This window comes from Paenibacillus sp. JT22N7 (assembly GCF_059383875.1).
This window is the reverse complement of the sequence record NZ_JBXENY010000002.1, coordinates 48,236-63,242: the sequence shown is the minus strand read 5'-3', so window position 1 is coordinate 63,242 and position 15,007 is coordinate 48,236. Positions and strand designations below refer to the sequence as shown.

11 protein-coding genes are annotated in these 15,007 nt (G+C 50.6%); 4 read left to right on the top strand and 7 right to left on the bottom strand.

What is annotated here, in order from left to right; translation table 11 throughout:
- Positions 1-13 precede the first annotated feature (13 nt).
- Positions 14-412, bottom strand: coding sequence for a DUF6979 family protein (locus tag AC50Y5_RS04995; protein WP_494858891.1), 399 nt, complete (start codon positions 410-412; stop codon positions 14-16).
- A gap of 197 nt (positions 413-609) precedes the next feature.
- On the opposite strand from AC50Y5_RS04995, the gene AC50Y5_RS04990 reads away from it, so the two are divergent.
- Entirely contained in the window at positions 610-900 is a 291-nt protein-coding gene (locus AC50Y5_RS04990) for a hypothetical protein (RefSeq protein ID WP_494858889.1), read from the top strand.
- A gap of 468 nt (positions 901-1,368) precedes the next feature.
- Here the strand turns inward: AC50Y5_RS04990 and AC50Y5_RS04985 are convergent, their stop codons facing one another.
- Positions 1,369-2,289, bottom strand: coding sequence for an oxidoreductase (locus AC50Y5_RS04985; protein ID WP_494858887.1), 921 nt, complete (start codon positions 2,287-2,289; stop codon positions 1,369-1,371).
- A gap of 273 nt (positions 2,290-2,562) precedes the next feature.
- On the opposite strand from AC50Y5_RS04985, the gene trhO reads away from it, so the two are divergent.
- The 3 genes from trhO to AC50Y5_RS04970 all read left to right on the top strand — a co-directional run bounded on the left by trhO (position 2,563) and on the right by AC50Y5_RS04970 (position 5,240).
- Positions 2,563-3,456, top strand: coding sequence for an oxygen-dependent tRNA uridine(34) hydroxylase TrhO (gene trhO / locus AC50Y5_RS04980; protein WP_056030795.1), 894 nt, complete (start codon positions 2,563-2,565; stop codon positions 3,454-3,456).
- Positions 3,457-4,042: 586 nt separating this feature from the next.
- Positions 4,043-4,219: a hypothetical protein gene (locus AC50Y5_RS04975; RefSeq protein ID WP_235533050.1), complete on the top strand. Its 177-nt coding sequence runs from the start codon at positions 4,043-4,045 to the stop codon at positions 4,217-4,219.
- A 4-nt stretch (positions 4,220-4,223) separates the two neighbouring features.
- Complete coding sequence (locus AC50Y5_RS04970) at positions 4,224-5,240, top strand: phosphotransferase (RefSeq protein WP_494858885.1); 1,017 nt, start codon at positions 4,224-4,226, stop codon at positions 5,238-5,240.
- A gap of 110 nt (positions 5,241-5,350) precedes the next feature.
- Here AC50Y5_RS04970 and guaA read toward each other — a convergent pair whose 3' ends face one another.
- From guaA to AC50Y5_RS04945, 5 genes are all read right to left on the bottom strand, one after another.
- Positions 5,351-6,889, bottom strand: coding sequence for a glutamine-hydrolyzing GMP synthase (gene guaA / locus AC50Y5_RS04965; RefSeq protein WP_056030800.1), 1,539 nt, complete (start codon positions 6,887-6,889; stop codon positions 5,351-5,353).
- Positions 6,890-7,073: 184 nt separating this feature from the next.
- The gene (locus AC50Y5_RS04960) at positions 7,074-9,059 is read right to left on the bottom strand and encodes a helix-turn-helix domain-containing protein (protein ID WP_494858882.1); all 1,986 of its coding nucleotides are present in this window, start codon (positions 9,057-9,059) and stop codon (positions 7,074-7,076) included.
- Between the two features lie 256 nt (positions 9,060-9,315).
- Positions 9,316-11,940, bottom strand: coding sequence for a transglutaminase-like domain-containing protein (locus AC50Y5_RS04955; RefSeq protein WP_494858878.1), 2,625 nt, complete (start codon positions 11,938-11,940; stop codon positions 9,316-9,318).
- Complete coding sequence (locus tag AC50Y5_RS04950) at positions 11,927-13,534, bottom strand: DUF58 domain-containing protein (protein WP_494858874.1); 1,608 nt, start codon at positions 13,532-13,534, stop codon at positions 11,927-11,929. The genes AC50Y5_RS04955 and AC50Y5_RS04950 overlap by 14 nt, the downstream gene beginning before the upstream one ends.
- On the bottom strand, positions 13,534-14,562 hold the full coding sequence (locus tag AC50Y5_RS04945) for an AAA family ATPase (RefSeq protein WP_494858872.1): 1,029 nt from the start codon (positions 14,560-14,562) through the stop codon (positions 13,534-13,536). Before AC50Y5_RS04945 ends, AC50Y5_RS04950 begins: the two co-directional genes overlap by 1 nt.
- Positions 14,563-15,007: the final 445 nt, after the last annotated feature.

Here is a 15,007-nt window from a genome sequence, read left to right as displayed (position 1 = left end):
TCTGCATACCCCTTTACTCCTCTACGATTAACTTGCTGTTCCATAATGCGAGTACAACATCCATTTGTGAATTGTGCTGTTTCTGAACACCATTCAAAACTTCCCGCCATAATGCAGACTTATCCTCAATCAGTTCAGGCTTGCTCCTTAATATTTGAACAGCACGAACAGCATATTGCTTATTTAACTGCGGCCCATCAGTAAACGTATATTTACCTTTATGAATACCATTCACTAGCCCCTCCTCACACAAGCCAAGAAAGGAATTTTTAGGACATCCTTTTTTCTGTTGAGAAGTACCTTCGCCAAATACATTGGTAGCAGCTGAATTCCAGGCTGTTATGGGCTTCACATTATTGTCATCTAAAATAAGCCGCGCAGCATGAACAGCCACAACTCCATACTTGTTCATCTTTACCACCCTTTCTCTCTCATCAAATAAATCCCAAAAATGTATTCCTCTTAAGTTGCTTACTAGCTATAATAGCTATAATGCTTGTAGACATGCTAACATAATCCAATACAATATAGACATCGTAATGGCTCGAGGCTGCTAGGGAAATCGAGACTGATTCGAAATATGACTATGCTCTAAAAGGATGGTTGGGTATGAAAAAATATACGGTTATCATCATTCTATTCCTACTTGTAGCAGCTGCTTTAACAGTACCTAGCAAGCAGCAATACGCTGAATGGCTGAAAGGGCACATTAAAGAGGAAAGCAACAGTTTAATTATCGATTTGGGCGTGAACCTGCTTGGCACAACGATTATTGAGAAAGTAACGACTTGCCAAAGCTATGTCGTTTTAAGTGTGTGCACTACCAAAATTAGCGGACCCGAAAAAATCAAAGCAGCGGGAATATTCAACCATTTTATCCCTTTGCAATTACCTAAGTAAGCTCATCATAGAGCAAAAAAATAATAATAAACTCCCTTCAGTTTGCTGTATAGCTCATACGAAGGGAGTTTTTTGTTACAGATGGTTTATTACTTAGGATATATATGCAAATGTGAACGAGCCAGATGCTAATTGAATTTCACGTCAAACGCGCTTCCGCTCCTGCCTTAAAATGTCCTCGCTTATGAATTCCTCGAATATGAATTTGAACGCACATAACGAAAGGCGTCTTCGTGCAATGACTTGGCGGACACAGCCGCAGCTATTTCAACCAGAACAGAGGAGACGGCATAGGTTGCGGACTCAGAAGACGCTAATGCGCTGCTATTAGTTAGTTTGACGGGATAATGTGAGCTATAACGGCTTTCCTGTCCGCTTGCGGCCTAAAATCGCCTCAAAAGCCACAATAGTGGAACCTCAGTCCGTCAAAAATGAGGTAGCAGCACGATACCGATTTGCATACAAATCCTAGTTGAACTTGTAAGAAACGCCCGTTAAGCTTTCTGAAATATTCCATAGCCGGTTTGAAATATCGGCAGCGTATAATTTATTAATGATCTCGTCACTCTTAGGGTAGCCTCTCCTGCCGCCTCTCCCATCTGGACCAATATACTCCCCGCCCTTGATTGACGATTCTGTAGCAGCATACAAGGTAGGCAAGGCCCCCATATGGGCTGGCTGACTTAATAATCCTGTAAGCATACGCATGAATGTGTTGGCCTGTTTTCCTGAACCAAAGGAAAATAAGTTCGTATTCGATATTCCAGGATGGCAGGCTACGCTTACGGCATCTACGTGATTGGAAAGAAACTTGTTTTGAAGCTCTTTGGCGAACATGAGATTGGCCAGCTTGCTTTGTCCATAAAATTTTATAGCGCTATATCCCTTGGAACCGTCTAAATTGTCAAAATGGATAGCAGCGTTATGAGCAGCTATACTGCTTACGGTAACTACTCTCGAATTTGGGGTAGAAATAAGCTTTGGCAAAAGTAAGCCCGTCAGGGCAAAATGGCCCAAATGGTTTCCGCCAAACTGTGATTCAAAGCCATCCTTGGTCAAACGATGCGGGGGAATCATAATTCCAGCATTATTGATAAGAATAGATAAGGAGTCGTATTGATTCATAAAATCGGATGCGAATGCCCTGATGCTATTCAAATCACCAAGGTCAAGCTGCATCGGTGTCACATGTGCACCCGGATAGACCGACTTTATTTTGCCGGCAGCCGCGCTTCCCTTCTCCATGTTCCGAACAGCTAGTATAACCTTTGCCTTTCTTTCAGCAAGTGCTGCTGCTGTTTCAAAACCCAGCCCGCTATTCGCGCCTGTAATAATGACTACTTGATCTGACACATCTGTAATGTTGTCTTTGGTCCAAACAACGCTCATTTTAAATGCACTCCCTTTGTATCAAATAGCAGAAAATGACTCGATTGGGTCAAGGTGAAACGGCTTTCGCCGTCCTCTGGCGGCGCGGCACGTTTCATTCCGAGAAATATAGAGAAAGGATGGGAAAATCATATCCTTTCCTATATTTTGAAAATTGATGTCATCCTAAAGAAATTATAAGCACAGTTGGTGTTGTGAACATGTCCTATGTCTATTACAATATAATATGTTCTCTAATATGTTCTCAACTTAGTTACAGAAAGGAATTTGGCAATGAACAACCCTTCCAACTATCAGGTCTTATTGTATTATAAATTTGTTGCGATTCCCGATGCGGAGCTATTCGCAGCCGAACATTTGGCTTACTGCAAGGAGTTAAACGTGCGAGGCCGCATTCTTATTGCGGACGAGGGCATCAATGGCACAGTTTCCGGAACGATTGAGCAAACGGAGCAATATATGCGTGACCTGCGCTCCAATCCGTTATTTGCCGATATCGTATTTAAGATCGATGAAGCCGATCAGCATGCTTTTCCAAAAATGTTCGTCCGTTACAAAAAGGAGCTCGTTACTCTCCGCTACGACAAACCGCTTGATCCCAATACGCTAACCGGCACGCATCTGTCTCCTAAAGAGTTCCACGACTATTTGCAAAGGGAAGACGTTATTGTGCTTGATGGCCGAAGCGATTACGAATACGATCTTGGACATTTCCGCAATGCGATCAGGCCTGATCTTAAAACCTTCAAGGAATTTCCAGAATGGCTTCGTGAAAATATGGCGGATATGAAAGACAAGCCGATCATTACTTACTGTACTGGCGGTATCCGCTGCGAGAAGCTGACTGGCGTCATGCTAAGCGAAGGCTTCAAGGATGTCTATCAGCTCGATGGCGGCATTGTCACCTATGGCAAAGACGAGGAAGTTCAAGGAAAGCTTTTCGACGGCAAATGTTATGTATTCGATGAGCGGATTTCGGTGACCATTAACCGCACGGATGAAGCTGTCGTCGTCGGAAAATGCTATCACTGTGAAGCCCCAGCGGAAACCTACATCAACTGCGCGGATGATACCTGCCACCGTCAGCATATTGTATGCCCGGACTGCGAGGAAACCCATCACGGCTTCTGTTCTATGGAATGCGAGGAGCATGTGACAAGCGTTTAATTGGTTTTAGTTATGATTAAAAAAAACTCTCTTTCAATTGCTATTAAAAGCAAATGAATGAGAGTTTTTTATTTATGCAGCACAGAGATACGCGCCCTGGAAGGCGTTGATGCAAGCGAAGCAACAGATTTTCAAGGAACGGTTCAAAGCGCTGTTCTCCATCTGGCCATATTCTGGTCGGATGGAAAGCGTTGACGACATGGCATAGATAGGTTGATAGCGTATTTGCAGTGCGTTCAAATAAAACCCGATATGGATGTTTCTCCCATAACATGCTATCCTATAGTAGCTTATTGATAAGCAAGTTCCTTACACGAAGGGAGATGATTTTAATGGCGACGACTTATATGGTGGTTTCGTCCTAAAACAGAATAGAAGGCATACATGAAAAAAGCGGGAAGAATGCCCGTATTATTTGGTATGCCATCTAAAGTAACCTTTCGTGAATATTGCTGTTTGCGGGATACGATGAAGGTCGTATCTTTTCTATGTCCTGATGCCGCGCGACAGCAGCTTCTTTAGAGGCTGCTTGTCCGCGGCATTTTGCGTCCAAAAAAACAACATTATGAGGAGCTAACAAAAAAACATGATTGATTTAGAAACCTATGGATATACAAAAATAGAAGAAATTCCTGGCGGGAGAGTTATGTTGCCCAGCAGCATGAGAACAAGTTTGTCCAAGACAAAACGAGCTATCGACAAGAGGGCTCAAAACAAATCGATCGCCATGTGGAGCAAGCAAACGAAAAAAACGGGAGCATGAAGAAATGAATATCAAACTCGAAACGCTGAACTATGCTTTAAACCAATTGTTCAAAACGAATATCATCTCCGCCGAATGCCAAACCGTGCCGTTACATGGCGGGACTGTGGGAGCTGTGTACCAGGTAACAGGGATAGCCATAACCGCTGATGGAGAGAAATTGCCGTACCGTATTGTTCTAAAAATTCAGAAGAAATGGGAGCGTTACGGCGATCCTAGTTCATGGCGTCGGGAATTTGATCTCTATGCTTCTGATTTGGGAGCGACGTTCTCGGATTCCTTTCGCTGGCCGATATGTTATCACGCCGAAATCAATGACGATGAAAATGAATTCCAACTGTGGTTGGAATATGTAGACGGCGTGTCCGGCCTAGACTTGACCAGTGATATGTATGAACAGGCCGCGCTGGAATTAGGACGTTATCAAGGCAAGCTTTATGCGGAGCATCCAGCCATGCTTCAGAGTCTGACCAACCTGAGCCATGCTGATTTGATGAAAAATACGTATCTGCATTACAGGTCATGGCCTGTCGTCTACAATTATATACGCTCGGAGGACTGCGAATTTCCGATGCACGTGCGGGAAATGCTCATTGAAATTGATGAGAACGCAGATGAAATATTCACCCGTATTGAAAAATTGCCCCTCGTGCTATGCCACCGGGACTTCTGGGTAACCAACCTGATCTGTGCAGAAGGAAAAATAATTCTCCTAGACTGGGATACTAGCGGATGGGGCTACCTGGGCGAGGATCTTGCAAGCCTGATTGCGGATGAGGCGGATATTGATCATATGGTCGAATACTACCAGCGATGTGTCCCCGCGTATTACAAAGGATTTTCGGAATATGGAGATGTATCTCCTATCGCCGTTAATTGCGTCTACGAGTTGATCCTTCTCGTATTCGGGTACAGGCTTGTGGAGTGGTATCTCCACGCAGAGGACGATGACAAGAAGACGCAGCTTCTCCATACGCTCCAAAAAATCTATGAAATAAAAACCATTTCTGCACAGGGGTGACTTTATCCTCGTCCTTATATGAGTAAGCTATTCGAACACTATATCTAGCGATTATAAAAAAAGAACTCCGAAAACCCTCAAATGTAGAGGGATTTCGGAGTTTCTTTTCATTATTCCCATTCGATCGTAGCTGGCGGTTTCGACGTAACGTCATAGACGATACGGTTAACGTTGTCCACTTCGTTTACGATACGAACCGAAATTTTCTCAAGCACATCCCAAGGGATACGTGCCCAGTCTGCTGTCATTCCGTCAATTGACGTAACGGCGCGGATACCTACGGTGTAGGAATACGTGCGGGCATCGCCCATAACGCCTACGCTCTTCATGTTCGGAAGCGCAGTGAAGTATTGCCAAATTTCACGGTCAAGGCCAGCCTTGGCAATTTCATCGCGGAGAATCGCATCCGACTCGCGTACGATCGTCAGCTTCTCTTCGGTTACTTCGCCAAGCACGCGAATCGCAAGACCTGGACCTGGGAATGGCTGACGCCATACGATGGCATCTGGCAAGCCGCACTCGGAACCGACTTTACGAACCTCATCCTTGAATAGCGCTTTAAGCGGCTCTACAAGCTTGAACTTAATGTCGTCCGGCAGGCCGCCGACATTGTGGTGGGACTTGATTGTTTGGGCTGTAGCTGTACCGCTCTCAACGATATCCGTATACAGCGTGCCTTGCGCCAAAAATTCAAAGTCATCGAATTTATCCGACTCTTCTTGGAAAACGTAAATGAATTCGTTGCCGATAATTTTACGTTTTTGCTCCGGATCGTCAACGCCCGCAAGCTTGCTCATGAAACGCTCTTGTGCATCGATTTTGACCACTTTCATATCGAATTTGCCCACGAACGTTTCCATAACGCCTTCTGCTTCGCCCTTGCGGAGCAAGCCATGGTCAATAAACATACAAGTAAGCTGATCGCCGATCGCCTTGTGCAGCAAAATCGCAACAACAGAGGAATCTACACCGCCGGAAAGGGCGCATAGCACCTTCTTGTCGCCAACCTGGTCGCGAATATCGCGGATTGTATCCTCAATAAATGTCTCCATCGACCAATTGCCGTCACAATCGCAAATGTTATAGAGGAAGTTGCGAATCATTTCATTGCCGAATACAGAGTGACGAACTTCCGGATGGAATTGCACCGCATAGAAGTGCTTGTCCGGGTTGCTCATTGCCGCAATTGGAGCATGCTCCGTGCTTGCGTCAACATTGAAGCCTGCTGGCGGCTCTACTACGAGGTCGCTGTGGCTCATCCATACGGTCTGGCGAGCGTCGAGGCCTTGCGTCAAACGGCTGTCCGGCGTAAAATCAACCTCTGCTTTACCGTATTCCCGTTTGCCTGCGCGCTCTACTTTGCCTTGCAATTGATGCGACATCAGCTGCATGCCGTAACAAATGCCAAAGATCGGAACTCCCAGATCGTAGATTGCCGGGTCAACAAGCGGCGAGTTCGTTTCGTATACGCTAGCTGGACCTCCTGAGAATACAATCCCTTTCGGCTGAATTTCACGAATGCGCTCAACCGATGTATTAAATGGCAGCAACTCGCTGTATACGCCCAAATCACGAATGCGGCGTGCGATTAGCTGGTTGTATTGTCCTCCGAAGTCCAGAACAATGATGATTTCATTTGGCTTGTTCATTACCGAGCCTCCCTCAATTAATGTAGTAATTATATATAAGGCGCTTTGAGCGAGTCAAGGCTGAGTGACGATAATCCACTTTTTTTAAAGGAGATACGCCTCATATGGATAAAATAGGAATTTAAATGCCATTAAAAAGGACCTTCCATACCGGAAGGCCACCCTTTAAACATTTTGCGTTGCTTTAAGATTTAACGAGCGCCTTGAGCACATCGTCCAGCTTCATGCTATCAGCTGTTGGACCATTCAGCATCCAATGTCTCGCTGATACTTTGTGCACATTCCCTTTTTTAACCGCAGGAATTTCCTGCCACACTTTCATTTTCTCGATTTCATCCAATTCAGCCAGAGCCATCTGGGCTTCCTCCTCCGAATCAAACGATCCGCCAACCGTCACAAATAAATGGTCAGCCGTTAATTCGGGCAGCTTCTCCAGCGACTCGCCTACTCCCCAAATGCCCTCTTCTTCCTTCTGCTCCAATTCCGCGACAGATGCATCCATAGCCAAACCAACATCCTTGTAGACAAGGCTAGTATAGACGAACGCTGGGAAAAAGACTTGCACATCGCTTTGGGACGGGCGAATAAACGCGACGGAATGGTTGGCGCCTACAGCCTTCGCAACGGCTTCTTTCGTTTGCTCCAGCTTCTCATTGTACGCATCAATGACCGCCTGGGCTTGCTCCTCCCGATCAATGGCTTTGCCGATAGCTGCTATGGATGTTTTCCAGTCACCGCGGTCGTAAACGATCGTTGGAGCAATTTTGCTCAATTTTTCATAGCTTTCTTTATCGGTCGGCAGCAAATGCGCCATAATTAAATCTGGCTTCGCATCCAAAATAGCTTCGTAGTTCAAGCTGTCTGGCGTGTAGATGGCCGGAATATTTCTCTCTTGCAGCGTTTCATATAAATATTGGCCCTTCATCGCCTGGGCCTGCACAATAGGTGCATCCAAAGCCAACAAAATATCCTCTAGGCCGCTTACCGCAATTCGCTGCGGCTTAACCGGAATTTCCGTCTCGCCCAACATATGCTGCACAACCTTGGTTTGCGATGCCTGCTGCACCGCGCTGTTTTCCCCCGTTGCCGCCGCTTCTGCCGTTATGGAGCGATCATTTACCGCTGCGGAGCCTGCACAGCCGCTGAACAATAGAGCCATGCAGAGCAGCATAACAGCAGCCACCGACAACTTTAATTCCTTATACATCGTTAAATCTCCCTCTCCAACTAGTTGATAACTATTATCACTGTAATTGTAGCTTTGCGTTGGATGGGGGACAATGGCTTGCCCTGAACGATGGAATGGATTATTCTGAACTGATTTGCCGCTTGCGGCTCGGGAGCGGAAGCGAAGCGGCGGCAGTCCGGTATGCTTTTTGAACACTCGGCTAAAATAATACACATCCGGATACCCGATGCTCGCGGCAATTTCCTGCAGCGTTGCTTGCGTATCCGAAAGCAGGTGACGAGCATGATCCATGCGGACTTTAATCAAATAGTCGTTCGGCGTCGTTGCCAACTGTTTTTTGAATAAACGCGACAAATAGCTGGCGCTGCATCCTAGCAGTCCGGCCAAACCTTCAACCGATATCGGCTCCGGGTAGTTGTTTTCAATATAGCGCATGGCTTGCCGCACCAGATCCGGCGTAATTGGAGCAATTTCCTGATCTGAAAGCTGGCCCATCAGCTCATGCACAAACTGATAAAGCTGACCCTTAGCACCCAGCCTGTCCAGCATGCTTAGCTTGCCCCAGCTTTCTTCCATTTTCCGCACAATCGTATGTATCGCAAGCGGGTTTTGAGGAGCAAAGCCATATTGGATTTGAAACGGGTTGCTATGCTCCATGAGCTGCTGAAGCTTCCGATTGCCTTGTCCCGCCAAATTCCCTTTATAAAAGATCATATCGTATTCAAGTACATCCGCCGAAGGAAAAATGTTTAGGCACATCCCCTTGCCGCCATGCAGCAGATGAAAGCGTTGGGCGGCATAATTCGTTCCATCCAGCGTCACCTGCGCTTGTCCGCGCGTTACCCATATGAAACCGCTGGATGGCAGTAGATAGCCGCGCAGCTCTTCATTTTTCCCCAGAGCTATATGCCGGATATCAAGCACTTTAACCGTCGCTTCATGCCACAGCAGCAGTTGGTCATTCCAATTCATACGACTCATTCGATTCACATCCCGTTACAGATAAACGTTATCTGTCCTATCAAACACCATTTTATTATATTTGAAAATGGTTCTCATCACTAGCTTTTTTGTCTGTGCGTCGTTTGAGCTTAAGGAGCGCGCGGGATGCATGGGATTGGTGGGGACTGGCAGGATTGGATAGGAAAAAAAGAAGCAAGCAGCCGCATGGTTAGTGGACTGCTTGCTTCTTTGGGATGCGGAGCAAGCTGGTGAAGCTTAGCTTGCCCCTGGATGATTATGTGCGCCGCGCGGAGTGCCTGCGGACACATAATAGGGCGGCCGCTGCCGACAGCTCCTCCGGCAGCGGCGCTTGCCAGGCACGCCGCTGCTCATAGCGGGCGGCGTCATCCCATGTGACGAAGCGCTGCAAGGCTTCGGCCTGGGAGGCTGGCAGCAGAGCGGCTTGCGCTGCTGCGTATTGCCTTGCTGTTTGCTGCGGCTGCCTTTTGGCTACGCAGCGGTCCAGCTGTGGCCAGATTGCCGCCGATACTGCGGCAAACTGCTTTTGGACGCCGCCGCTGCCCCGGGCCGGCGTCCCGCCGCGGGAGGCGGCGCTGTAGCGGCGCAGCGCCAGCCACAGGCGCAGCCGCCTGTGCTGCGCCGCAGCGCAGAGCACGGCTGCCAGCGCCAGCGCAGCCGCGCCTGCGGCGCCTTTAGCGGCGGGCGTCGCCCCCGCCGCTGCCTCGGCGGCGCCAAGCGCCGCACGCGCAAGGGCATCCGCCCCTTGCGCGAGAGCTGTGGCGGCCTGCTCAGCCGCCGCCACAGCCAGCGCTTGCGCGCGCTGCCCCATCGGGCGCGCAGCGGCGCTGGCAAACGCACCGGCGGCCCCTTCGCCGCCTGCCGCCGCACTGCCGGCTGTGCCGGCCAAGCCCGCGAGCGCTGCTCCCGCGGCTGTCCCTTCGCCGCCATACCCCGGCGTCGGATCAAAGGGCACCCACCCAGCGCCTGGGAAGTACACCTCCACCCAGGCATGGGCGTCCTTGCCCTTTACTTCATAAGCGGTCAGCTTCACGCCTGCATGTGCCGCATCATTTCGTGCATCCGGCTGCTCCGCGGACACGGCTCCGGGCGCAAAGCCTTTCACCCATCTAGCCGGAATGCCTTGTGTACGAAGCATAATGACCATTGCACTGGAGAAATGCACGCAATACCCTTCATGCTGCTTAAACAAAAAATCGTCCACGAAATCTGCTCCTGCCTCAGGAACCGCACTATTTTCAGCAGAATAAGTGTAGCTGCTTCGCAAATAAGCTTCAACCGCCTTCACCTGCTCATAGCGGCTTGTTACTCCGCCTCCCGATACCTCTGCTGCCAGTGCAGCAACACGGCTCGGCAGCGATTCCGGCAGCTGCAAATATTCGGCCAGCGCTTCCTTCTCTCCCGCTTGAATACCGCCACTGCGCAAGGCAGCTTCATCCATCACGGGAAGCAGCGTCTGGACAGTGTACTGGTCTATAAGTACCTTATCCGAAGGAGCGTACAGCGTGCCCGTCGCTTCATTTTTCAAATAAGTGTTCAGCTTGCTTCTTGGCTGCGAAGAGGTTAAATCCAGCAAAGTACCGGAGGTTCCGCCCATAAAAAGAGGGAAGCCGCGCTCCGCCTGTTCAAGCAGCACCGTCTGAACGACGATTCGATCCGGGCTGACGGTTGTCTCCGCACCTGTCCCTTGACTTTTTATTTCCCTCTCTTTGCCAGTCTCTTGGCCAGTCTCTGTATCTGTATTTGTTTCTTTCTCTGTCTCTTTCACTATCTCTGTACCTGTCTCCGATTCTACCTCTGCAAGAGCTTCTACCGCCTCTACCTCCACACTTCCCTCTCCACTAGCGGACGCAATCCGTTCCCCGCCATTTGTAATGGGCAGCAGCGTCGTACGCTGCTCCGTTTCCTGCCAGCCTTTACCGGTATAAAAAGCTTTCGTCTCCCCGCGCCAATACGTGCGAACAGGAGACAGACCCGTAAAAACAAGCCGTTCATCCTGCTTTAGGGGAGCGCCTAATGTGCTGTCATCAAATCCATAGCCTGTGGAAGCGTAGCTTCCGCTCGCGCCAGCCGAGGCCAGCGCAGCCTTCGGATTGCCGTGCTCCAAACCAAGCACATACTGCTCCAGACTTGCAGTTAGCGGCTTTGTCCAAGCTGCGGGGCTATTTGCGGCGGATTTTCCTCCAGAGAATAGAAGTCCGGCGCCCAGGCACAGCCCCACAACGATGAAAGTAGAAGCCGACCAGCGATAAGAAGCCGTCTGCGCTTCCTCCTTGCTTTCTTCTCCCTGCAGCGTTCTCATGCGTGCAAACATGACAATCGCCCCAAGCAGCAGGCCTTCCGCCGTCACACGCAGCAGCGCATTCAGCACATCCATGCCAAGCCATGCATGCAGTAAAATCAAATACCCTGCCGTTATGCCGGCCAAAGCCAGCCCCAGCTGGCGCAGCCAAATTAAAGCCTGCAGCGCAGGCACAAGCAGCGCAAAGCCGGTAAACAGAAGCAGCGCCTGCAGCTCTGTTGACATCCCCCACGCTACTGCTCCTATGCTGAACAGCCCGCCAGCTTCCTCGGCAAAGCGGCTGGCAAAACCAGCTGCCCATTCCAGCGGTCCCACATCTGGGCCTCTGTAAAGACGCATCAAGCCTGTAATGCCGATGGCGGAATAAACGACAAGCATGATATACCAAGGTGCTCGCAGTAAGCCCGCTATAGCAATACAGCCTACAAATACAATTAGAGGCTGAGCCACATCAATATAATAACGGCTGCCAGCCTCCGACCATGGAAGCATCCACTCGGCAAGCAAGCCAAGCAGCAGCAAGCTCGTCCATAGGCGGTAGCCGAATGCCGGCTCCCCTTGCGCATTAAATATCGCCATAACGAATCCTTCCCTTCGTTAATTGCGGCTGTTCATTCATCCGCTCCGGATACGTCAGCCAATATGTGCGGACACCGAAGCTCTCCAGCCATTTCTGCTGCTCGCGCATCGCAAAAGAAGGCGTGCTTTGCTTGATCAGCATATACAGCAGCACTTGGCAGCCCTGCTCCGCCGCCCGCGAGGCCAGCTGCCCCCAGCTTGCGCTATTGCGCCAATCGGCGGTAAAACAGCGCAATATGCCTCCTCTAGGCATCTGGTCAAGCTCGCCAATTACCCTTGCAACAAATCGGCCATGCTGTACCAGCTTCAGCCGTGCGAGCTGTTCCAGCAGCTCTTGCATACTTGCGGCTGCGCTGTTGTCCTCGTATGCACCCGGTTCCATCCATACATTTCCCTCCGTGTTAGCCGAGCTTCCCGCTTCGCTAGACTGCTGCTCATTCGCTTCCGCTCCCAAAAGCTTTCCTGAGCCGCCAGCTTGCTGTGCTGACAACGAAGGCTGTATGGATTCCGTCTTCACACACGCATCGGTGGCACCATCGTCTAGAACCGCCTGGCCAGCAATGAGCTGCACCCGATTTCCCGCTAAATAATCCTGTTCCAGCACGCCGGCAGCCCACCCGGCGCAGGCATCAAAAAACCTTTCGTCACCATCATAAGCGCTCACCGTGTTATCAATGGCCAAAAGCACCAATGGGCGATGAAGCGCTGTGCCATGCTCCTTCGTGTGCAGCCCCCGCCCGCGCGCGGCGGCCTTCCAATTGACATGGCGCAGCGAATCCCCATCCCGGTACGGCCGCATCTCAGGACCAATTCCTCCCTGTCTGCCGGAATGCTGGCCTTCAGACGGCTCACGCCCTGATCCCGCCTCCTGAGCATCCATCTTGCCCGGATGCAGCCTAATGATAGTCGCTAAGCCGCTTCCCCGAAACGCCGCCGCACCCGGAGCTGCTACAGCCTCCGGCAATGCGGGAACCGCAAGCAGCCCGCTGCGGCAAGCAAAGGTTCGGCTAACAGCCGTTAATCCTAAATAATCGCTTACCGTAACGGTAACCGCCTCAAAGCTATGTTCCCCGCGCCGAATAAGCTGCGCCCGATAGCTAAGCGCGAGTCTCGTTGCGAAATGAAGCTGTGCCGCATAGCGATAAGAAACTCGCTCCTGCTTTGCCGTACTCCCATTGACCATCGTATCTTCAAGCGCCAGCCAAATGAACGGAATAGGGAAAGCGCGGCCCAGCATCAGCTGCACCTCAACCTCTCCCCCATCGCGAATTGTGCCTTCGTCAAGCTGGCGGCGCACCTCCATGCCTCGCATAGCAAGCCAAGGCAATCCGGCACTTAGCAGCATGATGCAGCCAAGCACTGCGAACATAAACCACTCCACCGCCATTCCCCGCTGAATGACAGCAGCAAGAGCAGCGCACCATCCCGATAGCAGGAGCAGCCAGACCCCCCACCTTATCCGGCTTAGCCTCTGCTGTCCCAACTCATGTTCCGTATCTGCCTCACGCTCAGTACCCGCCGCTTTCGCTTGCCCTTCTCCAGCATCCGCTTGCCCTAGTTTCACTGCCTCGTTATCCGCACTGGAAACCTCCATTAGCGCCGCCCTCCCGCCGCTTGCGGCAGCACGGCTGCAGGAAGCGGTGTAGTGCGCAGCAGCTGCTCTACGAGCTGTGCTGCTGTCATCCGAAGAGGTGCCCCCGGATATACCTCCAGCCGATGTGCAAGCACGGCTTCGCCTGTCGCCAGCAAATCATCCGGCAGCACATAACCTCTGCCTTCCAAATATGCAAAGGCCTGTGCCGCTCGCAGCCAATCCCTGCCGGCACGCGGGCTCATCGCCAGCGACAGCTCCGGCATTTTCCGCGAAGCGTCTGCCACTTGAACCATATATTCAATCAGGCCAGGATGCACATGAGCCAGCCGTACTTCCCGCTGCATCCGCAGCCATTCCTCCGGCATGACCACTGGCCTGATTTTATGAGGCTCCTGCCGCTGCCCATCGGCATACTGCTCCAGCAACTGCTTCTCAAACTGCGGCTCGGGATATCCAATGGACAGCCGCATCATAAAACGGTCCAGCTGCGCTTCCGGCAGCCTGCTCGTCCCTTCAAAACGCAGCGGATTTTGCGTAGCAATCAGCATAAACGGCGACGGGAGCGGCCTCGTCTCCCCATCCACCGTAATACGCCGCTCCTCCATCGCTTCAAGCAATGCGGACTGGGTGCGGGCGGAGGCGCGGTTGATTTCATCCGCCAGCACGACATTGCCCATAATCGGGCCTGTTACATACTTTAGCTCGCCTCGAGCCGCATCCCACACCGCTCCGCCCAGCACATCCGACGGCAGCATGTCCGACGTAAACTGAATGCGCTTGAACTCCCCGCCAATGACGCGGGCGCACGCTTCTGCAAGCACGGTTTTGCCGACTCCCGGCTTATCCTCCAGCAGCACATGCCCACCCGCCAGCAGCGCGGTGAACGTTTGCTTTACCAGCTCCCGCTTGCCTAGCAGAACGCCTTCCACACGCTGGAGCATGCGATGAATAAGCATCTGCGGCAGCTCCTGCCATACATCCGTCTCCTCTTGCCGAGCGGTAGATTGGTATTTTGAATGAATCATCATTAGACAACCTGCCTTCCTCTCAAGCGTAAACGGCTGATGCCCTCCTCTGGCGGCTAAGCTACCGTTTCGCGGGTGAAATATAAGCCATTTATAAGTGTGTAACTTATAAATGCTTTTATTTTTAAAACTAAAATCTTCTCTAGCATTTATTCTCGCCATGCTTCTCTCGGTTTAGACCTGTTTCAAGGCAGATAGATTGACTTTCCCGCTGACCATCCCTTGCACGGCAGCGATTCTAGCATTATCAGCTGCCATTTGGACGACACAAAACCTATTAAATTTTCCCATAAATGCAAAAGGAAATATCCCGTTTATAGAGAAATAGTAAAGCAGGCTCTAAACGGCTGAACAAGGTAACAAGACGGCAGTGAATGGGCGGCGGTTTAGGAAGTGTAAGCGTTTCACGTACGGATATTGATTGAAATATAGGAAAGTATGTGATTTG

What these genes read in the sequence shown, in the direction of transcription:
- AC50Y5_RS04995 (WP_494858891.1), bottom strand. Translation starts at nt 412, where the DNA reads ATGAACAAGTATGGAGTTGTGGCTGTTCATGCTGCGCGGCTTATTTTA.
- AC50Y5_RS04990 (WP_494858889.1), top strand. Translation starts at nt 610, where the DNA reads ATGAAAAAATATACGGTTATCATCATTCTATTCCTACTTGTAGCAGCT.
- AC50Y5_RS04985 (WP_494858887.1), bottom strand. Translation starts at nt 2,289, where the DNA reads ATGAGCGTTGTTTGGACCAAAGACAACATTACAGATGTGTCAGATCAA.
- trhO (WP_056030795.1), top strand. Translation starts at nt 2,563, where the DNA reads ATGAACAACCCTTCCAACTATCAGGTCTTATTGTATTATAAATTTGTT.
- AC50Y5_RS04975 (WP_235533050.1), top strand. Translation starts at nt 4,043, where the DNA reads ATGATTGATTTAGAAACCTATGGATATACAAAAATAGAAGAAATTCCT.
- AC50Y5_RS04970 (WP_494858885.1), top strand. Translation starts at nt 4,224, where the DNA reads ATGAATATCAAACTCGAAACGCTGAACTATGCTTTAAACCAATTGTTC.
- guaA (WP_056030800.1), bottom strand. Translation starts at nt 6,889, where the DNA reads ATGAACAAGCCAAATGAAATCATCATTGTTCTGGACTTCGGAGGACAA.
- AC50Y5_RS04960 (WP_494858882.1), bottom strand. Translation starts at nt 9,059, where the DNA reads ATGAGTCGTATGAATTGGAATGACCAACTGCTGCTGTGGCATGAAGCG.
- AC50Y5_RS04955 (WP_494858878.1), bottom strand. Translation starts at nt 11,940, where the DNA reads ATGGCGATATTTAATGCGCAAGGGGAGCCGGCATTCGGCTACCGCCTA.
- AC50Y5_RS04950 (WP_494858874.1), bottom strand. Translation starts at nt 13,534, where the DNA reads ATGGAGGTTTCCAGTGCGGATAACGAGGCAGTGAAACTAGGGCAAGCG.
- AC50Y5_RS04945 (WP_494858872.1), bottom strand. Translation starts at nt 14,562, where the DNA reads ATGATGATTCATTCAAAATACCAATCTACCGCTCGGCAAGAGGAGACG.